This window comes from Enterococcus crotali (assembly GCF_000633635.1).
Lineage (GTDB): Bacteria > Bacillota > Bacilli > Lactobacillales > Enterococcaceae > Enterococcus_L > Enterococcus_L crotali.
In genome coordinates this window covers 282,985-309,984 of the sequence record NZ_AYPQ01000003.1, presented here as the reverse complement: position 1 = coordinate 309,984, position 27,000 = coordinate 282,985, and the positions used below count along the sequence as shown (strand labels likewise).

The following is a 27,000-nucleotide window of genomic DNA, read 5'->3' as shown; positions in this document are numbered from 1 at the left end:
TTATCCAACTAGTTCCCATGGTCCCCATTGTTCCGTTCCAGGTACGTTTCCTTGCGTCCACCATTTTGCTTTGTACGTTTTACCTTGATAGGTCACAACATCTCCGCCATTATACGCTTTCGCTGCATCCCACGCGTTGGTTACGGGAGGTGTAGTGCTTTCTTTTGTTTTTACTGAAACTGCATTGCTATCTGCTGAAAGATTTCCCGCAGCGTCATACGCCTTTACTGTGTAATTATAGGTTGTATTAGCAGCTAAATTTGTATCTGTATAGGTTGTTTCTGCAACTGTGCCAACCAATACACCCTCACGGTAAATCTTATAACCAGCGAGTTTTACATTATCTGTAGAAGCCGACCAACTTAATGCCGCACTATTTTCAGTAATTGTTCCAGCAACTAGATTTTCTGGCGTTGTCGGAGGGGTTGTATCTGTTGGGTCTGGATTAACTGCTCCTCCACCATAAATCGTTTGTTTGCTAAGTTCAGCACCATTTTTAGCGATGCGCTGTGTTAATGAAATAGTACTGATACGATTTACATCAACAGTTGTTGCACTTGATTTTAGTCTGAATGTATAGCTTGAACCTTGTGGGATTTGTTGGGCATCGTAAACAGAAGATAGGTCGACTACAACATTGCCATTTTCCACCGTAACTGTTCCTGCTTTATAATCACCAGCCGTTAACGTTTCCGCTGCATTGACTGGGATATATAGCTTAGGTAGTTTGACTGTTTCAAAAGCTGCTTCCACAGCTTTTAATACATCACCTGTTTCTCCCGACGTTTCATTATTCTTAACTGTGATTTCATAGCCCGTACCATTCTCGTTGTAAGGTGTGATCGTTGCTTTAACATTTAAATCAGCATAAATTGTTTTATTTGCTGGTAAATTAGCTGAACCGAATAAACCTGTTTTGATTGCTTTAGTCAATTCGTCACGCTTCGTTGTATCTGTTGCTTTGTCTTGTGATTGCATCCATGAAATCACGCCGCCTAATTGATTATTTTTTACATACTCAGCTTTATAACTGATCGAGCGCGGATTATCATAGGTATAAAACTCACCTGTTTTTTGATTATACATGTAAGGAGCTTTTGCTACATCATCCCAATATTCATTTAAATCTGGTGATTTCACTTTCAAATCCGCAATATTACGATACGGCCAAACACCACCTGCACGGCCACCATCACCTGATTTCAACGGATTTTTATTATTAGCACCATATGTTGGTGATAAGTCTGCATCTTTGTTATTTTTTTCAGCCGCTTGGAATAAACCAGGATGCGCTGCATCTGTTCCCGCCGCTACTTTATTCCAGCCACGTGTATAGAAGGCGGCACCAATCACAATTTTATTGGACGGTGCCCCATTTGTTTGTAAATACTTCACTGTTTGATCGACAGAAAAGCCGCTCGCATAATTAGGATCAGCTGGATTGCCATAAAGTGCACTGTGATGAGCGCTGTTTGGAGTCCAAGCACCATTCATATCATACGTCATCACATTTGCAAAATCGATCACTTTAAATAATTGCGCAACATCCACACCATTTTTCAAGGTATTTTGCGAAGCAGGTAACGCGACAGACAATTCGTAGCTTTTTCCTAAATCTTTGCCTTGTTTATCAATAGCTGTACGAATATCTTGTAATAATGTAATGAAATTTTGTTTATCGGCGGGTTTTGCATGAGGTGTTCCTTCATCATTCGTGTTATCTACTTTATCTGGTTCACGAACAGATGCAGGATATTCCCAATCAAGATCGACAAAATCCATGTTGGTATATTTAATGAACTTGGCAATATTGCTAACAAAATTAGCTCTAATGGTTGGATCTGCTGCAACATCAGAGAAGTCGCCTGATTTAGACCAGCCACCGATAGAAATGCCGATTTTTAAGTTAGGATTTTTAGCACGAATATCTTGGACTGCGTTTAGAACACCTGCACTGGCACTATTCCATTGAACGCCTTCTTGTCCAACTGGTGCACCAACTGCTGCGTCTTTGTCTGTAAATTTCAAGTTACCACTACTATCAAAATCTAAAAAAGCATAATTTAAATGAGTCAGCTGATCGGCTGGAATATCTTTGGGATAAAAGTTATCTTCCCCGCCCCAAATCGACCAATCACCGTAGTACATAACATTCCGATACTGAGTAGGTTCTGCAGCGTCTACAGTCTTATTCGGTACTAACACAGATACAGACAAAACCAAACTTGAAACAATAAGTACTAGTGCGGATAGAACGTTGACATTTTTTCTAAACACTTTTTTCAAATTTTCCACCTCGTTTAAGTTTTTGTTGTGCAGTAATGACCGATAATGCTTAAATTTTTGATTTTGAGTATCCCCTCCTACTGTATGATTGATTCTCATCATAAGAATATAACATTTAGTTTGAAAGCGCTAACGATATACATTTTTAAATGATATATTTTTATTAATAGAAATATATTCAACGAAAAACCAAAAAAAGGGTGTGATAAGCAAGTATTCAGCCTCACTCCACACCCTACGCTAATAAACAAACATCAATCAGATTAGTACCTAGGTAACATATACCCCCTCGAACGTACTGTTCGAATATATTTTGACTTGAAGGAATCATCATTTAGTTTTTTTCTTAAATGAAAAACTAAATTGGCAACACGATATTTTTTATCTCCCTCTTCTTCTCCCCAAATATTTTCATACAATTCTTCATACGTAACAGCCTGACCTTTTCGCTCAATCAATAATTCTAACGTGCTAAACTCTAGATCGGTTAAAGCTATTTCATTTTTTCCATCAATTTTTACGGAAGAATTACCAGAAATCAAGCGAATGTCAAAAGGTCCATCCTCTTCGTTCAATCGTCTCGCAGAGCTAGTGCTCTCTAGTTGATTTTGTCCAACTGCTCTTCTTTCAAGAGTCTTCATAATATAAAGTGAAAATTCCTCTAGATCGATCTCACTATCAAGTGTCCCATCTGCGCCAAGTTGAAGATGAATGATCCGATTTATTTTTGTTGCTTCTCTGGATAAAACCCAAATGAAACAATTGGATAAACTTCTGGTTTTAATGATCCATTCGTATGTTTGACCGATGTTTTCAACTCCTGATTCAGTGATAAGTACAGCATGGATTCCAGAGAGTTCTTTCGCAAGCTCGTCAAAATCCATCTGATGTATCACACACTTTTTTTCTTCTAAAGCTTTTATGTATGCAGAATTACTATTACCATCATTGTTTACAATTGCTATGTTAAACATTTTCATTCCCTCATTTATATTTTTTTGATTATTCCTCATCTATCACTCTATTTTTCAGAATATTTAATTTTTTTTCCTTTCTAACAACAAGTATAAGGGAATACATCACTTTTTTATTATTAAATTCGAGTGTAAATTTAATGTTTTTTTGAGAAAAAAGCATCTCACTCTAGTTTAATACGCTTTCATTTCAGATTAATTTTATTTTATTTTCTGCAAAAAAAATAGCCCGAATAAACGGTAGGATCAGAAGCAACCCCTTTGGAAATAAGTTGACATTCACAAAAATTGGAAGAACACCAAGGAGGTGCCAATCAGCAGCAGTTCATAAAATCACTGTGATTCTTGACAACTTTCGTAAATCCTTTCTTATTTCTCGAGGTTAAACACTTCTGACCCAGCCTCTTCTTATAACCATAAAATACAAAAAATCTGTTTACTCCATATTTTAGAATAGAAATGACTAATGATGGAAGAGGCTTTCTTGAAAAAGCAAGACTTCTATCCTTTCATATATATCTACTCTATTTCTAAATACGATAATCTCTAGCTACAGCGTAAATTTCCGCTATCGTTCCATTTGCTCCATACTTTACACCAAAACTTTTTCCAAAGAGGCGCTTTTCCTTCGCTTCATCCAAATTTCGATAGAGGATTATTTCTTGATTTCCTAGCGATTCCTTTGCTTTTGTTTCTTCCTCAAACTTCTTCACTAATTTGTCTTGATCTGTTAGATCTAACCAGCTACTCATATTTCTTAAGGTGCTCATTACATTTTGCCCATGGAAAATCCCATCATCTGGAGCGTTGTAAATGACTAATTTCTCACTAGCTAGTTTGACTTTTTTTTGTATCGGAATATAGTTATACGTCAATTTTATTTCTCCATAGGACAAGTACTTTCCAGCTTTATTTTTATATTTTACAAAGCAGGAAAACTCCAACATGTTCTCAGAAGTAAACAAACTATAGGAGTCAGATTCTTTTTCGCTTTCTTCGAATACCAAATCTTCTGTAATTAATTTTTTAGCTGAATTGACCGTTTCAGGAATGGTCAATTTAAATTTGTTTTCCATAAGTTCATGCGCTTCTTTTTCTGAAATGTTCACATATTCAAAATCGCCAAAAGGTGTCTTACGGTCTCCCCACCAAGCAAATTTTTGCTCACTTTTATCCAGTTTATGATTGGCAGTGGACTCTGGCTGTTTTTCTGAGGTTCCATTACAGGCTGTTAAAAACAATAATGGCAACAACATTAATACAATCTTTGCTTGTTTCATAATAAACCTGCTTTCTACTTATTTTTTTATGGGCATAATAATCTCGGTATTCCCTTCAAATTGTTCCTTATCAAATGAAAAAGTAATATCTGTCAATGAGTGCCCCGCCAACTGATAAACTACTGCACTTTCTATCGAATCATTCTTGCCGATCAACTGCCTGCCATTTTCTAATAAATAGGACAAATCTGCCGCTTGTGTATGTTCTGTTATGGGGCTACTATTTAATGTTTTCCCATCCTGTTCAGCGGTTACTAAGGTCTCCCATAAATTTGCAGCTGTCTTGACGTCCGTTTTATTTTTAAAAACATAACGAACAATCAAAAGATTTTGCTGATTATTTTCAGAAATGACTTTGTAGCTAGTTAAATCAAAAACATACGAATCATTCTCAATTTTGTTTTTTTTCTCTGAAGCTTGTTCTGACGTCGTTGATTTTTTTGTAGCACTTTCTAATGCTAACGTTGCTACTGATTGATCAAAGACTTTTGTCCTTTTATTTTCTTGATTGTCTTGCGGCGTGTAAAAAATATACTCGACTATATGCTGTTTTTGAAGAACATAATAAGCTGAGACCCAGACTGGTTTTTGCTTAAATACATATTTAAAAGAGAAACGCAATGCTACTGGGTCATCTCCCCCGACATTTTCTGCTGTGACATGGTCAACACCAAAAGATTCTTTTACTAATTTTTTTGCCCTTTGCTCTAATGCCTGTTGTTTTAAATCAGCTCTATCACGTACCCGAATAAACATATAAGAATTACTGGTTGTATCTTCTGCACCAAAAACTGCTGCTTCATTATATTCTTCTTGATAATCCTCTTGCCCTTTCCAACCATCCGGCAGATTAAAGGAATATTCTACACCTTCTTTTGAAAAATATGCTTCTTCTCCAGACAACGCTTGCTGAGCACAACCAGTCAAAAAAACAGTAGTGTACAGAAAATGATTCCTTTTAATTGCTTCATGTTGATTCTCCTTTATTTCTTTGCGTTATTTTTATGTCTCGCTTTTTACCTTTAATTGTTTTTTTAACCAGTAGCTATAGCCAATAAATAGTAATATACACAGAATGAATAAAATGGCTCCGATCACAAAACCTTGTGGTAAGAAAACAAATTTAATTTCATGTGTCCCAGCAGGTACTGGAATTGCTAAAAAGGCATCTTTAAATGTTGGAATCTTGACCTGTTTTCCATCGATATAAGCTTTCCAACCTTTATCATACGGAATTGTTGTTAATAACACCTGATCTTCCTCAAAAGAGGTTCGTGCTTGTGCTTTACGGCCATTCGTTTTAAAGTCTACACTTTTTTCTTGGATCTTTTTCACTGACTTTTCAAATTCCTGTGTGTTTAAAAAGACTACATCTGGCTTGAATAATGTAGTTCTCTGCTTCCCACCTGTAAAACTCGTCGTAACTTTTATTGTTTTGGTTTTATCATAATAGCCGATGGAGTGATATTGACCATCATCGCGTAAATCAGTTCTACGTGTTACACCATCCACTGTCACATGTACCTTGGTATCTATTGCTGCTCCTAAATCTGTTGGCACTAGACTTAAATAGCCTTGTGAGTGCTCTGGAACTGTAATTAGCCACGTAACGGATTTTATTTTATTTGGCTCTTCTTCACCAAAGCTGACTGTATTTTCTTCTTCTGTAACAATGACATTTTTTGAGTCTACCATGGTAGCTTCCCCAAAACTAAATAATTCACCTTCTGATCCAGATAAATAATTGAAAAGCTCTGTTTGATTTCGAACCGCTTCTTTTTCATAAATGCCTTTGTCGGTCATAATTCCTAAAGGCAGCGCATAAGCGTTTTTATACAGGCTATAGTCACCCGATTGAGCCATTTTTTCATAGCCAAACTTGTTTAAGTTTCCTTTAGCAATGATATATTTCATCCCAATCAACGCATCCATCAACAACGTGTTATTTTCATAATGAACTTGAAGGTTACTCCCTAGAGAACGAAATCCTAACGCATTCATGTATTGTGAAGAGTGTCTATTACGAATAGATGAAAACATCCCAATACCATGGTACCCAAAATTAAAACTATCATCTAAAGAAATCGGATTTAAATTTTCCATTCTAAAAAATGTGTCGTTTTCTTCAAAGGCTTGATCTGACAGTGCTTTGATATGAGGATAGGGTTTAGCGATCAATTCACGCGAAGGGTAGTTCCAATCCTGTTTAATTCCTTTGACTAATGCTTGTGCGTTTACAAAAGCCTCTCCACTCATTAACAAGAGTATTAACACAGGAAGCCACTTTTTCCATTTTGGCTGATACACATAAAAATATAAGAGTAAAACATATGCTGCCAGTAACCCGATCGTTACAACTAAAGACATTGTCGTGATCACGCCATATCTTTTCTTATTCGATACAATTAAAAAGACAATGATCAGACCTGTGATCCCCAATACACCATTTAACAGCCGATTGAAGTCGCTCTTTTCAAATACTTCTAAGCCATAACCTGCTAATAAAATCACTAAAAATGAAAATAAAAAGCTAAACCTAAAAAGCAACATATTTGGTGAATGCAGACCATGCCACGCTAGATTAAGCGGTAAAATATAGACACTGGCGATCAATAAGATAAATAAGCTTCCAAAAAGCAACTTATTTTTAAGTGCAATCTTGTTGCTGATAAAATAAAACATACAGAAAATCAGCGCAAATAAGCCAATATAGATAAACGGCATACTTTCAAATTTTGACGTATCATAAACACCTACTAAACTTTTTGCCACAAAATCCCAAGGGCCAGTATCAGGTGTTAAAAATGTGGTTATTGCCGATAGACTTTCTCCATTATTACTTAGATCAAAAATAGTCGGCAAGATGGTGATCATTGATGCACCACCAGCAAGTAGTGAGGTTATCAAATAAGGAAGGATGCTCTTTTTATAAACAGTCCACTGACTGATCGCTCTAGCAAAAAAGTAGAGAAAAGAAAAAACACCTACCATAAAAGCCATGTAAAAATTAGATAAAAATAGCAATAGATAACTGATAAACAACAGTGCTGGCTTTTTATCATCCATCAACCGATGGATTCCTAAAATAATCAACGGTAAATACATAAATGTATCCAACCACATAATAACTTCTGAGTAGCCTACGCTATAAGACATCAGTGCATAAGAGACACTTAAACCAACAACTAACCAGCGATTGATTTTGAATGTGTTGTGCGCAAATACCCAAAAAGCCAAACCACTTGCGCCAAACTTAAGTAGCGTTAAATAATACAAGGCATCTGCCATATTTCCATTATCAAAAAAGAACACAAGGGGTGTAAATAAACCATTTAAATAATATGCCATCAACGCCCAGTAATTTAATCCTAATGAGCCAGACCAAGTATAGAAAATATTTTGTTTGCCATGTAAAACGTTATTAAAACTGGCATGAAAATTCGCATACTGTGTAAAGGAATCACTCGCTAAGACTGTCAATTTACTGCCTGGATAAATATCTTTAAAATAATAGATCAATGCCATTAATACAACAGGTAGACTAAAGCTCAGCAACATTGCCAAACTATTTTGTTTTAGAAACTCTTTTATTCTCTGTTTTCTCATTCTTGCTCTCACTTTCTTTACAGTTCCCAACCTTTTATCGAACAACGCCCATCTTATTGAATGGATAATACCGATAAACAACGATACCTTCGATCTGATCTTGATCAACCAAACCAAAAATCCGACTATCTTCAGAATGATTTCGATTGTCGCCTAAAACAAAATAAGCATTTTCAGGTATCTTATAATAGACTGATAATGCCCTCGCAACATTTGTTGTAACATTCACTCGAATCGTTCCATCCGGTAGTTCTTTAGCCGCTAAGTTTTGTCCATAGAGATTCTTCGGATTGTTTTCTGCTTGATGATTGATATATAACGTGTTTTCTTCCACCCAGATAACATCTCCTGGCATGCCTATGACCCGCTTGATATAAGAGTCTCCTTTCGCCGTTTTAGGTTCAAAAGTGATAATCTCATATCTAGACGGGTGCACGCCTTTAGCGACCAAAACGCGGTCCTTATTCGCAAAAGTCGGCGCCATAGAATGACCTGATACTTGATGTGTGGCCATATGAAATAAAAACAGACAACAAGCCATGAAAAAAAGAAGAAAAATCAAGTTCGAAAAATAACGACGTACTTTCCCAGCCCAACTTTCTTTTTTTCTTTTTTTTCTTTCAAGTATCCGTTGTCTTTTTATGTAGCTGAATGTTTTCTTTTTTTTATGAGGAGGTCTTTTCTTTGCATGACCAGTAGGACTTTTTCTATGTACTATCTGCTCTGAGTTTGACGGTTTCATCTTTTTACCTCGTTATTTCTAGACTAAAAATGAGTCATTTCATGAATTGGGAATACTCTCATTGTTACCACACCGATAATATCTTTTTCATCGACCAGACCAAAATAGCGACTGTCCGTTGAATAGCTTCGATTATCCCCCAAAACAACATACTTACCTTTGGGTACACGTTTTGCTTGTACTATCTCTCGTAACGAAAAATCAGGTGTACGATTGGTCTGTTTTTCCCCGTTAGCTTCTGTTGTTTGAGACATAAAACGTTCTACTATTTCTTCTCCATCTATATATAATTTACCTTCTTTATAAAAAAAGTCTTCACCAGGTAAAGCAATGACACGCCGAATCATTACTTCCTGATGTTTAGGCTCTTTGAAGTAAATTAAATTGAACCGCTTGACTTGTCCCCATTTATTCACAAACAAACGGTCCTTATCATTCACTGTCGGCGTCATGGAATATCCTTCAACTTTAGGAATAGAGAACGTAAAATACGCAATTATTGACGTTAAGGTCAACGTGAGTAAAATTGTAATGATCACTTCCAAAATCAACTTCTTATGTTGTTGTTTCTTTAAAGCAATACGTTGCTTTTTTGTTAATTTCTTTCTTTTGACCTTCTGCAGCTTACGTTTTTTCTGTGATTTTACTTTTATTGAAGATTTCGTTCTTTCTCGTGAGCTATCCTTGTTTTGTTTTTTGGAGAGCTGATTCGTCTTTTTTTTCGACGTTGATTTCGTCGTTTTAGTTACTGGGCGTTGTTTTTTCTTTTTGTTGTCTTGTTCCATTTGATTCACCTCAACCTAGCTGCTACTTTTTGGTCTTCAAAGCAGCTTCATTGACTTTAAATCGTTTGAATACTTTCTTTTGACTATCCTTCACTTTGTTTACATCCTTTTGATAGCCTGCCATCGTGTCTTTGTTTCCTAATGTGTCTACAGTTTGACTACTCAAGTTTGTTCCAAGTTCTTTCAACAAAACAAAATGCCGATTCAACAACATTTGCCCTTCCTCAGTTAAGCCTTGGTATGCTCTTCTTGCACCATAACTAGATAGAGAGAGCGAAAGTTCCCTTAGATTTTTAATCGATTTTTGTGGATTTTTATCGTTTTTGATATTGTTTAATTGAAGCTCAACTTCATCTAATAAATAATAACTTTGAACGATAGACTCTGAATCATTCGCATTTAGATTATTCATTTGATAGTTTCGAGTGTAGACGGCGCCGCCAGTTGACAGCAACATTAAAACAATAAGGAAAATCCCTGTATTCTGCTGTCGTTTTACTTGTTTTTCAAATTTACGACGTTTCATCATAAATTGTTTCCGTTTGCGCTTATTTTTAGGTGGTCTCCTTTTCAATGGACGTAACTTTCGTCTAGTCATTATTGAGAGAACAACAGAGAATAGTGCAAATAGGAAAAAGAGTAGGGCACTAGATAGTAATGTTACAAAGGACCAATCCAACATACTCATATTCGGCTCTCTCTCCTTTTAAGTTTTTTTATCTACGTTTGCTTTTTTTAGCCTTCTTTTTCTTAGTGGCTCTTTTTTTATTAAGGGTTCTAACTACAAAGAATATGATCAAGCCTAAAATAAAGACACCTGCTACAATTGGTACAATTAGCTTCCAGTTAATTCCTTGTTCTTGAACCAAATTAACATCTTGCTTGTTGTATTTATCTGCATCTTCATCCGTAATTGTGAATTCTTCGGTCCATTCCCATTTTCTATCTTTGGATGTTGCAAGAACATGTGCTCGATACTTACCTGGCACCATTTTTTCCCCATTCATTGAAATTGGAAAGTCCATCATGCTATTTGGTGCAAAACGCATACCGGCTTTTTTAGTGTCATAAATAACGCTATCAGATTCTTTTGACATAATTTGAACATCCAATGTCAAATCATCTAAAATCGCTGCTTCTATATTTGAAAGATTGACAAAAATACTATTGCGATAATTACTTAATCCAGCATATACTTTGTTCAATTCCAATTCAGGTTGTACAGTTGTATCTGTTTCTGTCAGTACCATCCCCACTAAAAACGCATACTCATTTACGACCCCTTTTTGTTTTGCTTGCTCTTCTTTGCTGATATGACGCTTCATTTCAATACCACCAGAAATCATACCATCGTAACTACTTTCAGGCATTGTAATAGCTAATTTCAATGGAACAGTTGTTTTAGGCGGGATTTTTACAGATTCTTCTCCTTTAACAACCTCTTTAAAATCATATTTCAATGATTTATCATTATCGATCGAGCTTGGGCCATATTCAATAACACCATTTCCATTCGTCTTAGCACCATTAATTGAAACCTCTACCTCTACTTCTTGATCTCCATCATTTGTCAAATCAATTTGAACCGTTTGTTTTTGCCCAGGTGTCATTCGTAGATCATAATAACCAACTTGTGGATTTTGTTGATTGTCTGGTTTAATTACTTTATAGCTAAAGCCTAGCGGATTTTTTTGTTCCTCTTTTTTCTTAGAATCATCGGCGTATGCCAGTTGCGTTGGTAAAACAAAACTAGCTATGTATATAAGTGAGAGTAAAAATATAAATGCTCTTTTTTTCATTACAGTTCTCTAACCTTTCTATGAAATGAAATTCGCCGACTCATTGAGCCGGCGAGCCTCACTCAGTACTTATTTTTTTCTTTAAAACGGATCAATGGGTACGACTTAAATTACGTCAGCCATTGTCCAAGTGATTTTTGCAGAATAATCTCCTTCACCGATTGCAGTAGTAGCTGGAATGTTTAATACAACAGCATCTTTTGCAGTGTCATCAGAGTGTAAACCAAAGTTAAGTTCGAATTTACCGTAACCAACGCCTTCTGCTGCGTCTTTGTTGTCAACAAAAATTACTGAATCTCCTGCTGTTGCAGCATCGCCTGCTGTAAGTTTCAATGTTCCTGCTTTTTCAGCTGGTTTTAAGCTTGGGTCTGCAGTTGATGTTACATTGATGTTTTTGTACGTAATGTTAGCACCTTTCAAATAAGTACCGCTTGTTTTTTCTTTGAAGTTTTCAGTGATTTTAGCACTTACTTGGTATGGACGTTTCTCAGTCGCACGTAAATCTTGGAACCATACAGCATTTTGCATGTCGAATTTCTCAGTGTTAGTTGCTTTATCAGCTTCTGTACTATCTGGGTTTGCAGTAATAAGTGAAGCATTGTAGTCACGTTGTGTTTGGCTTGTTAAAATATCATGTGACTCAAACTCTAATGGGCTGATACCGATAATTCCCATAGGTCCAGGGTTTGTTGTAGTAATACCTGTTGTGATTGTTGTACCAGTTGAATTACCTGGATCAGTGATGACTGGATTTTCATCTGAGTTATATGTGAACTCAATGTGTCCAGATCCTTCAAGATCGTTTGCTTTTGTTGTGTTTGGCAATGCTAAAGCCACTCCTGTTGCTGCTAATAAAGCTGCTCCGCATAATTTGTGTGTTAATTTCATTTGTATTTCCTCCTAATATTGTGTGTTTTTATTTATGGTAACTCGGCTAATGTCCAAGTTAGCACCGTAGTGTAAGGTACCGGATCTTTTTTCGTTGTTCCGGGTATCGACAACGTTATTGCACTATTTTCTTGCATTTGCTTATTTTCAAAGCTTGCATCAAGCATCGGCTTTCCGTCTGGATCGACTTTGGGTTTCAAGCTGTTTTCTCTTCCAAGGGGATTATCAGATGACGCTCCGAATGAAATAGACCACGTGCCTGCTCCTGTGCCTTGTTTTGCTTCTGCTAAATTATATGTTTCTCCAATATTTTCCAAGCGAATAATATCACCTGAAACAACTGGGGCATATGCTTTATCTACTGTAGAATTCGTCCATGATTTGTCTAAAGACAACACAGCACCATTCAACTGATTGTTTGGTGTTTTAGTATTTTGAAATTGTGTCTCTTGCTTTAACCGAAGAGTCCACCCCATTGCTCCGCCACGATAATCTGAAACTTGTATGAAGTTTCCACGAGCTTCAGTTTCGTCATGAAATAATTGAGCATTCACTGAATAATTCATATCTTTAGCAGATATTTTATTCCGTCCAGTAAAATTGAATTGTGGAACAAAATCAATACGTAGCTTTCCTGATGAACTTGGACTTTCTCCTGCATCGACAGTTTTATCCGGGTTTTCCGGATCTCTGATTCCAACATTATCATAGTCCCCAGTAAACTTGATCGAACCTGTGCCATCTAAACTTTCTTGCGCGGATACAGTCTGATTCCCTGTAATAAAAGGTCCCACTCCTAGAAGAATCACGGCAAGTAAAGACAATGTCATTGTTCTTTTCATTGCTTAATGCCCCTTTCCTTCTTGCTTTTCCTTTTTCCGTTTCAAAAGAAAATAGCCTAAAACAATTACAACCACAACAGCGCCACTAATGGATAAACTTGTTTTTACTAGCTCACCGGTTGAAGGATATCTGCCTTTAGGTTTAGTCGGCATTTCCTTATCAACTGGTTGTGTTGAACTAGTTGATGTCGGTGGTTCAGTTGAACCATCTTCTTCGTAGAAACCAATTTCTCCATTCGTTTGAACAGCACCACCGCCGTTTTCATCCCCTTGTGCATTGACCATTTGAGCTGGCGAAATGAATAGCGTAAACCAAGCAATGAAGAAGATAAGCAGATATGTTACTTTTTTTGTTCTCATTTTATCCCTCCATTATTGGGTTTCACTTAAGGTAAATTTGACAGTTGCAGTGTATTCACCAAGTTTTCTGTATTGGTTTGCTTCTAGAACCATTTTGAATCCATTTCCTTTTTTGACCCATTCTTCTTCACTAACATTTTGGCTGCCTCTGGCCTTTTTGATAATGTCGTATGGTTCTTCCAACTTCAGCACATTATCACGGGAACCCTCTTTATAGACAAGCGCTTCTGGTAATTTATAAGAATGGTCGGCTGTTGATTCCATAACTTTCGTTACCTTGGCTGATAGCTTCCAATCAGTTAAGACTTCTCGGCTATCACTAACAACAAGAGATTGATCGTACTCTGGATCATCTGCAGAAAAATTACCATAACTGCCTGATTCTTTTAGCCCAAAGTCAATCATTTTGGGAGCAGAAATGAATGAAAGAACACCCTCGGCTTTTCCTCCTGGTAACCCGACCTCATTAGAATTTACGGTCAGAATGGCATGAGCTGAGTCTGGATTGATTGGCCCTTGAACGAATGGTTTTTCTTGCGGTGAATCACCGTTAGCTTTCGCTCTATTTTTAACGTCGCTACCGACAACAGCACTTTGCCCAAGCTTCACCTTGAAGGTTGCTGTTGCATTTGTATTAGCCGCTAAATCACCAACATAAATTTTCAATGTTCGTGTTGCTTCAACATAGCTAAACTTACTTTGATCTTCACCGATCGACTTACCATTGATTGTGATCCCATGATCGGCTGGATCAAAATCAAGTCCTTCTGCAAGAACGTCGACCAATTCAACATTTTTCCAAGCTTCAGATCCTGCTTTAGGATTCTCAGCTTTCAAGGTATAGGTCAATGTGTCGCCAATGGCCGTTTTATCGGAACCACCACTTGATTCGACTGATTTGACTAATGTTGATTGGTCTGGAATGACATCTTTAACGATTAAACGTTTGGCTTGATTAAAGCGATCATCTTTAGTTCCAGCTTTTATTGCATCATGGTAGCCTGCATAAGTGCTGTAACTATCTACTTCCGTATTTATATTTCCGAATACCCCATCTGGTTCTTGGGTATACGTATCAGGTAACGTATAAGATGGTAATGGACTGATCAACGTCGTATCTTTTAGATAGACATCAACTTTATCTGTTTTTGTTAAATATTCCGGCAAATCAATTTCCCATTTTCCAGCATTTACAATCGTAGATATCGTTTGACCATCTGTTCCTTTTAACCATGCACCATTTACTTTAAAGAAGACTTTTGCGCCATTCTCATCACTCGTACCTGATAATTGTTTTGTGGCATTACTCAAGTCTGTTGTCACTACTGCTTGAGTGGGTGGAGTAACATCAATTGTAGCGACCGAGTCTGCCCAGCCTTTTAAATCACCTGGAACTTCGTCACCGGGTTTCCCTAAATGGACCGTGTTAGGATCTGGATTTAAGTCTCCATCTTTGCCTCCACGCCAAGCTCTGAGCACTTCAACTTTGTCACCTGTTTCAAAAAACTCAGTCGCTCCATTTGCAGTACGCTTATTTTCTGCTTGGAATAACCCTGGACGAGCACCTTCTCCATAAACATTCAACCCTTGTGATTGCTCATCAGCACCCACTGTTTTTCCATTTATTTCATAGGTTTCACCAGTATTCGCTTTGGTAACTTTTAAAACCACAGTCACCTCATCTGTCCATGCAGAGCGAGAGCCTTCAACACCTTCCGGAATAGTCACATGACCAAATGCATACTTATCAGCATTCGTTGGCGTTCGCAATTCATCAACAACTGGATTAGCGTTATTTCCACTAATACGTGCCATTGTCCGCATATTATTTGCAGTGCTTCCTAATACGGCATGAACTGAATCATCCGTTGTAAAAGTACCAGGTAAATTTATTTGGCTCATTTGGAACGTTCGATATCTTGCAGCACGTGAACTATGATAATCATATCTAAAACCAGTGTCATAAAGTCCCATATCAATAAGCGTCCATGCACTATAAGGATTCCCTTCTAGTTGAGCAGCATTTCCTTGCTTCCAAACACTGACATCAGAATAAACATTTTTTAAATCGCCACTGCCATTAAATACTACACTACCGCTATTATTTCTAAAGTCGTAGTACAACATATTGTGAAATTCCAAAATCGAATTTGTTCCAAAACTAAATGTACCACCAGTACCATAGCCATCGATTGTAAATTCTGTTCCTGGATCACCAGCAATAATTGTCTGGTTTCCCGAACTGAATCCTCTACCTAAAGTAGAAATAATTTCTACTTTAGAATTTTTATCCTCTAATTTAAATGAATTTCCAGTACCTGTATAGTTGATTGCTTCTTGGTTACCATTTCCAATTATTTTGAACTTTGATCCGCCAGTAACCTTTACAGCATTGTTACCGCCAGACAATCGTAATGTTTCAGAACTTGAACTTGCTTCCTTAATAATTGAAAATTCTGAATTATTTTCAATATTAAACTGCATATCACTTGATGTTCTAAAACGCATAACTGCACCAAAACCATTTCCTGTTGCATCATTTCTTATTTTTGCATTCAGTACAGCTTTATTTTTGATATTAAAAATACTGCCGTTTCCTTGTAGAATAGTAGCTGGATGCGATTGTGAATCTAGATAAAAGTGGGCTGAATTCGTTACTTCTATTAAAGAATTCACACCTTGGATACAAAGGATGCCTCCAAATCGATCTGTCCCAGTTTGCGAACTATAAAGGGTTGCTTTTGTTCCTTCACCGTCAAATTTCATCGTGGCACGGTCTCCATCGATAGCGATCATGGTAGTTCTGCTATTATTCAAGTCTAAAGTTGAACCTTGATTAACAAGAATCGTTGCATCATTTACTTGAGAGCCCATAAACATATCTGAGAAGGTCCCGCTAATTTTTGTCCCATTGGTAATGGTGATATTTTTTGCTTCAAATAATTTATGCCAGTTATTATTCATACTTGTTCCGCCAGCACCACCAGAACCTATACCATTATGAGTCAGATGAATATTGCCTCCGTCCATCAAAATAGCGCCGTTTGGCAAATAGGCAATACGTTTGGTATGACCTTCACTTAATGAAATATTGTTAAAAGCCGCAGTCCAATTTGCACTATCAGCAGCTGACGCATATACTATCGCATCATTTGAAGAAACGGCAGTACCAGAACCTTTTAGATTCACATTGTTAAATCTGATTTCAGAAGCTATCCCAACTGCTCCTAAATTGATTCTAAAATTAGCAGCCGAATTAGCACCAAAATCTAAACTGAAATTATCCACTCCGTTAGCCCCATCAATTGTTACACTTCTACTCACTGTACCAGGATTAACTGATGAGCTTCCGCGAGAGATATTTTTAGTCAATTGAATCGAACTTACTGTAGGATTTTGCAAAGCACTAACAAATGAATCCCAGTCCTCAACGGTTACTAAATTTCTTGCACTATAAGCAACTGTGGAGGCAGTTTCAGTATTATTTTTTTTAGACTCAACTGCTTCTTCTGGATACTTCAAGTCAAAGCTAGCCTTTGCAACTACAGCATTTTTATGAACTACTTTAAGCGTATCAGAGATGTCTTTTCCAGTTGTTCTTGCATTAAAAATCATTGGAAATTCATATTCTCCTGTGGCTTCTTTAAATTGAATAGTTACCTTATTCATCTGATCATGCTCTTTAACTTCTAGCTCATTTAATTGCTTTGAAGGAAGATTTTCTATGAGTGCCTCTTCAGATAAAAGACCTGTTTCATTTCCATCTAAAGACAATACAATTTCTTCTTTTTGTGGATTTTTAACTTTCAAAAGAAATTCTATTTGATCTGTTGATTCAGAAATTTTCTCAAGAGTATATTGGCCTTTATTGTTCTCAGAAGCTTGTATCTTGGTTTGATTACTAAATACCAGAAATCCTAAAATACTAAACAAAGAAACCAACAAAACAACTACTATCGATTTTTTTCCGATCTTCATTATCTTTCTCAACTCCTCTCTATTTGTATGATTTTTTTGTGTGTCGGATCACACTATATTATTTCAATTTTTGAACTCAAGCAGAATTTTTCAGTCCTGAGTAAAAAAATAGAAACCAGACTAAGTTCGCACCATATAATTACTTCCGCAACATCGATCAACTAGACAACATATATCCCCTAGAGCGAACAGTTCGGATATATGTTGGCTTAAAGGAATCGTCTTCCAGTTTTTTTCTCAAATGAAAAACCAGATTGGCTACGCGATATTTTTTGTCGCCCTTTTCTTCTCCCCAAACTTTTTTATACAGTTCTTCATAGGTGATTGCTTCACCTTTTCTCTGAATCAATGATTCCAGCGCTTTGAATTCCAACTTAGTCAATCCCACTTCCCCTTTGCCTTCGATGTTCACAGAGAAATTATTGGGAACTAATTGGATTGCAGGTGGCGATTCCTTAGTTGGTTGAAGAATTGCAACCTCCTGATTCTTATTATCTGATCTTCTTTCAAGTGTATTCATCACAAATAAACAAAACTCATCTGGTTCTGTTCGACGATCAAATGTGCAGTCTACTCCAAGTTGAAGATGAACGATTCGATTTACTTTTGTTGGCTCATTAGATAAAACCAAAATAAAACGATTCGTTAAGCTTCTTACTTTAATAATTAATTCGCATGTCAGTCCAATATCTTCTAACGTATGTTCGACGATAATCACAGCATCCATGTTAGGAATTTGTTCAGCCATCTCATTTAGATTAATTTGATGAATCAGACACTTTTTCTCTTTTAACGCAACTATGTACTCTGACTGATAATTTTCAAGCGCATTGACTAACCCTATGTTAAACATTTGTTCTCTCCTTCTTCTTGAAGATATTTTTTACTAATCTCTTTAAGCTTGTAGCGTGTTCACTTTTAAATAAAAACGAACAATCTCTTCACCTCAAAATTATTATTTTATTCTGTTTTATAGTAAAATAGGTTTTGATTGCCACTTTTTATACTTCTTATCTGAGACTCCCATTCTAAATAAGAACAGGAAATTCCTAAAAAAACGTTTATTATCAACGCTTTAGATTTCCTTTGACGGCGAATGTGACGGCGAATTTATTACTTTACGCTAGATAGCCGCAATGGCTTCCACTGCAATTCGTTCTTCTGTTAAATTAGAATTTGTATAAATATCAAGCGTCATTTTGGTCGAAGCATGTCCTAACAAGGAACTGATCACAGCAATATTTATCCCTTTTTCCAAACAGCGAGTAGCAAAAGAATGCCTTAACGCATGAAAAGAACACTCAACTAGTTTAAATTTTTGTAATAACCGCTTAAATTGGTAACGAATCGTTCGAGGTTCTGTAAAGCTTTGATTTTTAGAAATAACGTATGGACTATTACTCAATTCTTTTCTCCTTAATAATTGTGTGAATAGATCAGATGATAGCGGAATTATTCGCTCTGAATTTTCTGATTTTGGTTTTTCTTCAATGATTTGTGTCTTGTACCCGCTTTCTGCGTATGTTTTCACTCTCTGAAGTGTACGTTTAACTGAGATGACCTTATTTTCAAAGTCAATATCCTCCCATTTTAAACCAGCAATTTCTCCAATTCTCATCCCAGTCTCTAATGACATCAATATGGCTAATCCATCAGATGATTCTTTTGCAACAGTTTTCAAACGTTTATGTTCAAATTGTGAAATATTGACAATTTTAGGCTTTCTTATTTTTGGAAGTTCAATGTTCTCATATACTGAACCTCTAATAAAGTGAAGCTTTTCTGCATATTTTAAAGATGTTTTTAAGACTCTAAACACCGAATGGAGAGAGTTGGCTGAAATTTTTTTCTTCGTATTTTCAACAAAAGTGTAAATATCTCCCTCGGTTAAATCACTCAGATGTTTATCACCTATCACAGGGCGAACATGACACTCCAACTTACTTTTATAACTATCATATGTTCCAGGCTTTACTTTTTTACTGATAACTGTCTCTAACCAGTAATCCAACCAGTTATTTAGACTTCCATAAAACTGTTCTGATTGCTCTTTTACAGAAAACATTGTAGCTTTTTTGATCGTCAGTTTTCTTTTTGCCTCTCTATAAGATTGACTGTAAACATAGCCATAGCGGATACGTCCATTGGGCTGTCTCCCTTTGACGTATCGCCCCTCCCAACGTCCATCTTTTCTTTTATATATGTTTTCACCTTTTCTAGCCAAAGTAATCTTCCTTTCATAAAAATAATTGACGGCGAATATGACGGCGATAAAAAACCGGTTTTTCTCAAATTATTCAGAAATTAACGAAAAATTTGATATGTTATTGATAGAAAAATAAGTTATACTGTAAAAAGATAAAAAAAAGAGATGATAAAAATATTATTCGCCTTATTTCTATCTTTAAACTATCTTTTTTAAAATATTCCTAAAAAATCATACGACTTTTAAAAACATAAAAATTAAAAGTGATTTATATTTCCCCATTTCTACCACTTTTTTTCCTGTTCTTATTTAGAACAGGATTTTTTCATTGTGATTTCTTTCATTAATATTATAGAAAAAAACTCTTTTTTATTATTAAAAAAGAGGGAAGAATTTATTTTTTTTGATAGGAAAATTCATAGAAAAAATAATGAAATTAAACGAAGTGGTCATCTCCCTTGTAAAGAGCGCTTCATTTAATGTCATTATTCAAGTTTTTACTATTTATATTCAATCAAACCTATTGCTAACTCACTTAGTTTCTCTCGATTCACTCGGTAGCTTTTTCCATGTTTTATGATTAATCCTGCTTTTTGGAACTCATTAAGCGTATGAATCAAATGACGATAGCTAACACCTAAAAATTCAGCTGTTTCTGTTTGTTTCTCCGTATAGATACTATTGACTTCAGTCTGTAGCATATATGTTGCTAAACGATATTTTAGTTCATAGTTTTGATTATTCGAAAAATGTTCGACTCTTAATAAGACTTTTTTTCCTAAATATTTGGCAATCATTCTCAAAAATTGATTATCATTTAACAAGGCTTCTTTAACTGTATGGTAAGGTAAAGCGACACACACGCACTGATCGATTGCTTGTACGTCTTTGATCTGATCTTCAACTTCTAATAAAGACAGCTCTCCTATAAAATCTCCTCTGCTAATAAATTGAATCAAAGAGCGTCCACCATTTTCATGGATTTTATAAATTTTTGCTCTACCTTCTATTAAAAGAAAAAGATGCTCTATTGGTTTATCAAAGCGGACGATGTATTCTTTTTTTTCATAAACAAAAATCTGCGCCTCTTTCAATAAGGCCTCCGGAAAGTAATCGAACAAGTCGATACGCGATTTATCAGTGACGGCTGCTATTTGATCGATAGGGTATATTTTCATTTTTCCTCCTAAAATATGAGATATCTCCTATTATTATGACTGACTATCCGTTAAATTACTACTAAGAAATAATGTTTTTATCCAGTTTACTCTGTCTTAACAGACTCAGTAAGCTTCAACTTTAGGAGGATTACTATGGCTAGAATTTTATTTTCTCTTTTCTTTTATGCACTCAGCGGTATTGGAATCAGTTTGACCTTAAAAGCAGACATTGGCGTCAGTAGTTTCAATTCATTAAATGTTGCGATCGCTTCGATCGGTGATATTAAGGTAGGTACAATTACTTTCTTATTGAATTGCCTATTTTTGATTTTTTATATTTTGCTATCAAAGAAAAAGCAATTTTTTAAATATTTACTGATGTTTCTTTCGATCGCTTGTCTAGGCAGTATCATCAATTTTTTTTCATACACCATTTTAGCACCGTTACACTTGGAAAATTACTTTCTGCGATTCATTGTTTTTATTTTGGGCACATGTATAGCTGGTTTTGCTACAGGAATCGTGATTTCCCTTGGCGTGTTGCCCTTTCCAATCGAAAGTGTCTGTATTGCTTTATCAGAATTGACAGGCTATACCTTTGCGAAGTTCCGATATGGCATTGACCTGTTTTCAGTAACTATTTCTTTACTTCTCTCCCTGATCTATGATCTGCCAATTTTCGTAAGGGAAGGTACGCTGATCAGTCTGTTGCTGTTATCTGGAGTCATCTCTTTCACCAAAGCTCATTATGAGCGTTACGTACTCAACGAAGAAAATTAGGCAGCACAAAAAGCGAAAGAAAAGTTGTTGCCCACCTCTTCTTTCGCTCTTTCCTTTATTTATCTATCGTGATAAATGGCAATGCACCATCCGTAAAGATTTCATCTCCACCACCATTACGTCCATGATAGCTCGTTGTAAAGTGTTCGACTACTTCAATTGAAATCGATTGATTCGATTGTTTAAGGGACTCCAAAACAAAGTCTCGCTCCTGATCAACGTCTGAATTAATTTTATGTGTTATCTGACCTGTAAAAAATGAAAATCCAACTTTTTTGTCATACGTTGCAGCACCTAACCAATCTGCTTTTCTACCGCCAGGCAAATACCATTTTTCAGGTGTTTTCCAAAACCGAACGTGATGTCTTCTTCTAGGGTTGTTTTCTATCTCTCGTTCAAAAGCTAAGTCTTGTTTCTTATTAAATAAAAATAATGAACTAACTGGTGCTGTAGGATAAGACCTCCCAAAAACACTTGCAGTGATCATATGCAAACTTGATCTTATAGATAAAGGCTCTGCTCTCGTCCAGCCAGCTTTTATGAAAAGTTGTTCTAATTCATCCTCTGATCCAATAAAAGCAAGATTGATCGGATCCCCAAGTAAGCCATCACTTGTCCTTGAACGAGCTATAAAATAATCTGGCAAATAACGTCCGGTCATTAGTTTATTAATAAAGGGGAGAACCAGATATGAACTGAATAACCAAAAAATGATGTATAGGAATATATGGATTTTTCTTGTTAGAATTTCTGAAAATAATGACTTATAAACTAAATATCCTATAAACGCAATTAAAATAAAACGAAGTACTCTAAAGATACTGTTCAGTAGTGTTTGTTTTTTCATGTAGACTTTCCCTCCTGCTCGTAAATTGTGGATTCCCTAGCTCTGTCCCATAATTGGCAATTATTGCTTGTTATTCTGCCATAATGCTAAGCGTTCTTTTTTGAGATATATGTGCCAGCCAGGTATCGTTCTTCCTCCTTTCACAAATAGTATCTCATCTACTTAAATTATACTCACATCTAAGATAAAGTCGCCTATCAGCATACTGATTGTATAAAAAAGAAGCAGCCCTTCAAATGGCTGCTTCCCTGTTTATTTTATGACTTAGTTAATTACTCGCTTATTTTGGCTTAATACCAGCCATTAGCCATCCAGAAAGCTTGAGCTGCTTCCCATGAACCATAGCGTCCTGCTACATAGCTATCTGCCACACGTTCTTGATTCGCTTCTGAATAATCACCATTTAGGTAAGAAGCATCTAATTGATATCTACCAATATATTTACCATTTGTCGCGCCATATGAACCACTAGATTCTTTTTGAGCGATCCATTCTTTAGCAGAAGAAGTAGTTGCTACTGTTGCTGAAGCTGTTTCTTGTGCAACTGGTGCTTCTTGTACTGGTGTTACTTGTTCAGGTGCTGGAGTTACTTGTTCAGCAGTTTCCTGTTGAACTGGTACTTGCTTTGCTTCTTCAGCAGTTCTGATCGTTAGTTGTTCCCCTTCAAAGATCATATTTATATTAGAAATATTATTATCTTTTGCGATTAAATCGATCAAGCCGTTGTCTCCGCTGAATTGATGAGAGATAGTAGATAATGTATCTCCAGATTTTACTGTATATAAGCTATCAGCGTGCGCGTCAGTCGTTCCCATAAAAATACCAAATCCTGCAGTCAAAGTTGTTGCTAATAAAATCGTTTTAAGTGATTTCATGTTGTTTCTCCTTTGTAAAAAATATTTTCGTCGTTTGTTTATCGACTTTGCATACTTTAACATCTAAAAATATTTCATAGGTGAAGATATAGTGACAATTGGTTACGAGTGTTTTCATTACGTAACAGCTTGTAAAATACCTCTTAAGAAACACCTGTTCGCACTGACTTTCCACTTAAAACGATGTATGAAATAAATCAGGAATTTTTCTGAAATTTTCCTAAGATAATTTAAATAACAAATGTAATATTACAAAAAACGAGAATTGTTACAAAATTTTCAAGTGATTTCTCATGTTATTCAGCAATTCTCTCAGTAAATACAGGGAGAGTGAGGGATAAAAAATCACCGAAACAGCCATTTTCTTTCCTTATAGAATGCAAAAAATAGGAGTGAGACATAACTCTTCGAGTCATATCCCACTCACATGGAATTCGGATAAACGGTGGGAGCAAAAGTAATTCCTTCTGTTCCATACCCATTTTCCATATAGATCATTACGCATCAAACTCTTTTTGTTCGATCACGGATTCTAGTAGCCGATTTTCGGTTTGAATAATATCAAAAAAAGCACTGATTTTCTCTAATTGTTCATAATCAATTTGATAGAGCTTAACTCTTGGTTTAAAAAATAGGAACCCAGGGCGAATTCTAACTCGCTCATTGATCAAATGGCATTGTTCCATCATTGACTGCAAATCCATTTCTGATACACTATTTTTAATTTTTTCAATGCGTGCTCGCTCGTAGATCCACTGATCTTTTGTTACCGTCATCTTTTCGGTGATGGTCACTAACTGGCGATTTAAACGCCAGGATTGTTCAATAAATTTGGCTTTTTTATAAAGATCGTCATATTTGATTAAATCAATCCGAACAGGTTTGTACCAGTCTTCTTCATCAATCGACGTTTTTTGATGCTTCTTAAATCTCTTTAACCCGCTAACGAGTAAACTGTTTTCTATGGCGAGCAGCTCGTACTCCAATTTTTCTTTTGCTACCCGCACTCGATCCTTTGACGCTTTTTCCCGCTTTAAACTTTCCTTTAAGAAAATAACTTCACTTTCCTCTGAACGCGAAACAAGTTCCATAGTGTCAAGTTCATCAGTTGGCTCAATGTCAAAAACTTCATCATCAGCTTCTATTTCGTCATCATCTAAAAATGAGCGTTCTTTCACCTTTGGTTCTTCAACCGTTTCTTCTATAGATACTTCTACAGGAAAGCTAAGTGTTTCACCTGATAATGGCAACTCCTCTTCTTCTTGAAAGATCGAGAGCAACTTTGCTTCTAAGATACTGCTGACAGATTCCCCTTTAAGGTAGCCCATCTGTTCTAAGCTAGCTGAAACAATAAATTGAAGTGGCTCTTCCTCTGAGCTATAAGAAACAGGTATCAATTCACATAAGTATGTACTAAAAACACCATCAACTTCTTCAACGATTTTTGTCCAAATAAATTGTGGAAACAGCTCTTTCAATTCTTCCAATAAAACATCCCAATTCAATTGAGCTTGGAAAAATTGAATTTCAACATGTTTTTTGATAGAGGAAGAAATAACTTTTCGAGAGAGCTCTTCATTCTCTCGAAAAGTCAAGAAATCTCCTGTTGAGCGTTCATAGAGTGTCTCACACGCTTCAACGATTTCTTCCGTACTATCTTTTTGATAGAGAACGGCCCCTATAGTGAATGGGATTGCTTGTTGATGAAAAAACACATCGAAATAATCATTCATTAGACCGTTCTCCTTTCTTGTTTGTTACGATTGAAGTTCATAAACCGGCGCTAAAATAAGCTGTTGTCCTTCAGTTAAGAAGTATTGATCTAGATCGTTCCACTCTTTTAACGACCAAACTGAAATACCAGTTTTCTTGGAAATACTTGCTAACGTATCGCCTTTTTTCACTTCATATGTTTCCTTTGTCTTCTTACGAGTTGCACTTACTTGGTAATCTTTTGTTTCTTCTTTAGTGGTTGTCTCGCTTGTTTCTTTTGTTGATTTTGTTTCTTTTTTAGCTGTTGATTCGCTTGTCTCTTTTGTCGCTTTTGTTTCCTTTTTAGCTGTTTCCGCCTGTTTAGCTGCGGTTATCTTGGCTTCTTTTTTAGTTGTTTTCTTATCTGCAAATGCGGTAGATAAGTTTTGGACCATCTCTAACGAGCGGTCTACTGCTTCTTCTTTTCGCACTACAGTCGTTTTTTCTTCTTGTTTTGGCACGCTCAACTTTTGACCAATAAACAACATTCGACGATCTAATTGATTTTTCTCCAAAATAGCCAGCGTAGAAATGTTATATAACTCGCTGATTGATTTCAGTGATTCACCTTTTTTCACGATGTGTGTAAGATATTCAATCGATTGATCTTTTTGCTCATCCTTTTTCTCTAATTTATCAAAGGACGTATTCAATGTTATTTTTTTAGCTTTTTTAGTATTCTTATTAGCCTTTAGCGTATCGTACTGCGTTAAATCATACGCATCGATCAAACCATTTAATTTTGAGTTGTAGCTAGTATCAGTGGCATAACGACCAGTCAAATACTTTGTTGCCTCTTTATATGTTTTCGTGTTCGTTTTCCAGGTACCACTGTAAAAAGAGCTACTTGAATCGGTGCCGCCTCTAAGAAGTTTTACATAATCACCTAAGGACTCTTTGTAAGATGGATACTTTCTAAAATTAGAACGAATCGTAAACATGCTTCCAGAGCCGTTATCTTCACTCGTTAGGAAGTTGGCGCTTGCGCCTTCGTAGCTACCTTTGATACCAAATAAATTATAATTTGGTGCTGAAGCTAATGCACTATTCCCAGAAGCACTTTCCAAAATTGCTTGAGCAATCATCACTGATGCGTATAAATTGTTCTCACCAGCAATAGTACGAGCATCTTCTCCAATGACTTTAACAAAGCTTTTCGTCGTTAAGTTGGGACTGATGTGGAATACCTGGTCTGAGCCACCTGCCGAGCTACCACCAGTATTGTTTCCAGTTGTCGTTCCAACAGTTGTTCCAGTATTTGGTCTACTTGGTTGCGGAGTCGGTACACTCGGCTTTTGAATCGGTCCTTGAACCGGCGGTGTTGGTTTGACTGCTGCCGGCTTACTTGGTTTTGGTTTTGGCTTTGGCTTTGGTTTCGGTTTGCTTGGTTTCGGCTTCGACGAAGTAGAGGTATCCGTTGAAGTCGTCGATGTATCTGTCGTACTTGTTGATGTATCTGTCGTGCTTGTTGTGCTTGTTGTGTCTGTAGTACTTGTTGTCGTTGAATCGGTTGTAGAACTAGTATCATCTGATGTACTTGATGAATCACTAGTTGTCTCTTCAGTAATTGAAGAACTTGTGTTAGCTTCGGTAGAAGAACTTGTGCTAGATTCTATTCCTTCTATTGTGCTTTCTGTTGTCTCATGTTCCGTAGTTGAAGATAAAATTGCTACATCTTCATGTTCTTCGGAACCTGAAGTTGCTTGATTATCAATTTCTTTTGCAACAATTGGTTGAACATCGGTAACAGAAAGGACAGCACTTGAAGTAAGTAACCCTACACTTAATAATCGTAATTTTTTACTGTTTAGATTTCTTTTTTTCAATTCTGTGTCCTCTC

21 protein-coding genes are annotated in these 27,000 nt (G+C 36.2%); 1 reads left to right on the top strand and 20 read right to left on the bottom strand.

The window, feature by feature from the left end; translation table 11 throughout:
- The 16 genes from V192_RS0109795 to yeiL form a co-directional block, all read right to left on the bottom strand.
- Positions 1-2,286, bottom strand: a complete 2,286-nt coding sequence (locus V192_RS0109795) for a glycosyl hydrolase family 18 protein (RefSeq protein WP_025871252.1) — start codon at positions 2,284-2,286, stop codon at positions 1-3.
- 263 nt (positions 2,287-2,549) lie between these two features.
- Complete coding sequence (locus V192_RS0109790; protein ID WP_025871249.1) at positions 2,550-3,260, bottom strand: winged helix-turn-helix domain-containing protein; 711 nt, start codon at positions 3,258-3,260, stop codon at positions 2,550-2,552.
- A gap of 530 nt (positions 3,261-3,790) precedes the next feature.
- Entirely contained in the window at positions 3,791-4,540 is a 750-nt protein-coding gene (locus tag V192_RS0109785; protein WP_025871247.1) for a hypothetical protein, read from the bottom strand.
- Positions 4,541-4,558: 18 nt separating this feature from the next.
- A complete protein-coding gene (locus V192_RS0109780) occupies positions 4,559-5,443 on the bottom strand; it encodes a DUF5067 domain-containing protein (RefSeq protein ID WP_128080811.1) in 885 nt (294 codons plus the stop codon).
- A 99-nt stretch (positions 5,444-5,542) separates the two neighbouring features.
- Positions 5,543-8,146: a YfhO family protein gene (locus V192_RS0109775; RefSeq protein WP_025871243.1), complete on the bottom strand. Its 2,604-nt coding sequence runs from the start codon at positions 8,144-8,146 to the stop codon at positions 5,543-5,545.
- Between the two features lie 34 nt (positions 8,147-8,180).
- Positions 8,181-8,888, bottom strand: a complete 708-nt coding sequence (gene lepB / locus V192_RS0109770) for a signal peptidase I (RefSeq protein WP_025871241.1) — start codon at positions 8,886-8,888, stop codon at positions 8,181-8,183.
- Between the two features lie 23 nt (positions 8,889-8,911).
- Positions 8,912-9,673, bottom strand: coding sequence for a signal peptidase I (lepB, locus tag V192_RS0109765; protein WP_025871239.1), 762 nt, complete (start codon positions 9,671-9,673; stop codon positions 8,912-8,914).
- A gap of 22 nt (positions 9,674-9,695) precedes the next feature.
- The gene (locus tag V192_RS0109760) at positions 9,696-10,361 is read right to left on the bottom strand and encodes a hypothetical protein (RefSeq protein ID WP_025871237.1); all 666 of its coding nucleotides are present in this window, start codon (positions 10,359-10,361) and stop codon (positions 9,696-9,698) included.
- Between the two features lie 28 nt (positions 10,362-10,389).
- A complete protein-coding gene (locus V192_RS0109755; RefSeq protein WP_025871235.1) occupies positions 10,390-11,472 on the bottom strand; it encodes a WxLIP family cell surface protein in 1,083 nt (360 codons plus the stop codon).
- Between the two features lie 105 nt (positions 11,473-11,577).
- Complete coding sequence (locus V192_RS20905) at positions 11,578-12,360, bottom strand: WxL domain-containing protein (RefSeq protein WP_025871233.1); 783 nt, start codon at positions 12,358-12,360, stop codon at positions 11,578-11,580.
- Positions 12,361-12,392: 32 nt separating this feature from the next.
- Positions 12,393-13,202 (bottom strand): WxL domain-containing protein, encoded by an 810-nt coding sequence (locus V192_RS0109745; RefSeq protein ID WP_025871231.1) that lies wholly within the window; start codon positions 13,200-13,202, stop codon positions 12,393-12,395.
- 3 nt (positions 13,203-13,205) lie between these two features.
- Positions 13,206-13,562 (bottom strand): LPXTG cell wall anchor domain-containing protein, encoded by a 357-nt coding sequence (locus V192_RS0109740; protein WP_025871229.1) that lies wholly within the window; start codon positions 13,560-13,562, stop codon positions 13,206-13,208.
- A 12-nt stretch (positions 13,563-13,574) separates the two neighbouring features.
- Positions 13,575-17,540, bottom strand: coding sequence for an isopeptide-forming domain-containing fimbrial protein (locus tag V192_RS0109735; protein ID WP_025871227.1), 3,966 nt, complete (start codon positions 17,538-17,540; stop codon positions 13,575-13,577).
- Between the two features lie 157 nt (positions 17,541-17,697).
- Entirely contained in the window at positions 17,698-18,393 is a 696-nt protein-coding gene (locus tag V192_RS0109730; RefSeq protein ID WP_025871224.1) for a winged helix-turn-helix domain-containing protein, read from the bottom strand.
- 270 nt (positions 18,394-18,663) lie between these two features.
- Complete coding sequence (locus V192_RS0109725) at positions 18,664-19,764, bottom strand: tyrosine-type recombinase/integrase (RefSeq protein ID WP_025871222.1); 1,101 nt, start codon at positions 19,762-19,764, stop codon at positions 18,664-18,666.
- Positions 19,765-20,246: 482 nt separating this feature from the next.
- Positions 20,247-20,924: a transcriptional regulator YeiL gene (gene yeiL / locus V192_RS0109720; RefSeq protein ID WP_025871220.1), complete on the bottom strand. Its 678-nt coding sequence runs from the start codon at positions 20,922-20,924 to the stop codon at positions 20,247-20,249.
- Between the two features lie 135 nt (positions 20,925-21,059).
- Here yeiL and V192_RS0109715 point away from each other — a divergent pair, with 135 nt between their 5' ends.
- Positions 21,060-21,686, top strand: a complete 627-nt coding sequence (locus V192_RS0109715) for a YczE/YyaS/YitT family protein (protein WP_025871218.1) — start codon at positions 21,060-21,062, stop codon at positions 21,684-21,686.
- Positions 21,687-21,741: 55 nt separating this feature from the next.
- On the opposite strand, the gene V192_RS0109710 is transcribed toward V192_RS0109715, so the two are convergent.
- From V192_RS0109710 to V192_RS0109695, 4 genes are all read right to left on the bottom strand, one after another.
- On the bottom strand, positions 21,742-22,533 hold the full coding sequence (locus tag V192_RS0109710; protein WP_025871216.1) for an LssY C-terminal domain-containing protein: 792 nt from the start codon (positions 22,531-22,533) through the stop codon (positions 21,742-21,744).
- Positions 22,534-22,823: 290 nt separating this feature from the next.
- The gene (apf, locus tag V192_RS0109705) at positions 22,824-23,408 is read right to left on the bottom strand and encodes an aggregation-promoting factor (protein WP_025871213.1); all 585 of its coding nucleotides are present in this window, start codon (positions 23,406-23,408) and stop codon (positions 22,824-22,826) included.
- A gap of 497 nt (positions 23,409-23,905) precedes the next feature.
- Positions 23,906-25,141 (bottom strand): hypothetical protein, encoded by a 1,236-nt coding sequence (locus V192_RS0109700; protein WP_025871211.1) that lies wholly within the window; start codon positions 25,139-25,141, stop codon positions 23,906-23,908.
- Between the two features lie 24 nt (positions 25,142-25,165).
- Positions 25,166-26,986, bottom strand: a complete 1,821-nt coding sequence (locus V192_RS0109695) for a glucosaminidase domain-containing protein (protein WP_025871209.1) — start codon at positions 26,984-26,986, stop codon at positions 25,166-25,168.
- Between the last annotated feature and the right edge of the window lie 14 nt (positions 26,987-27,000).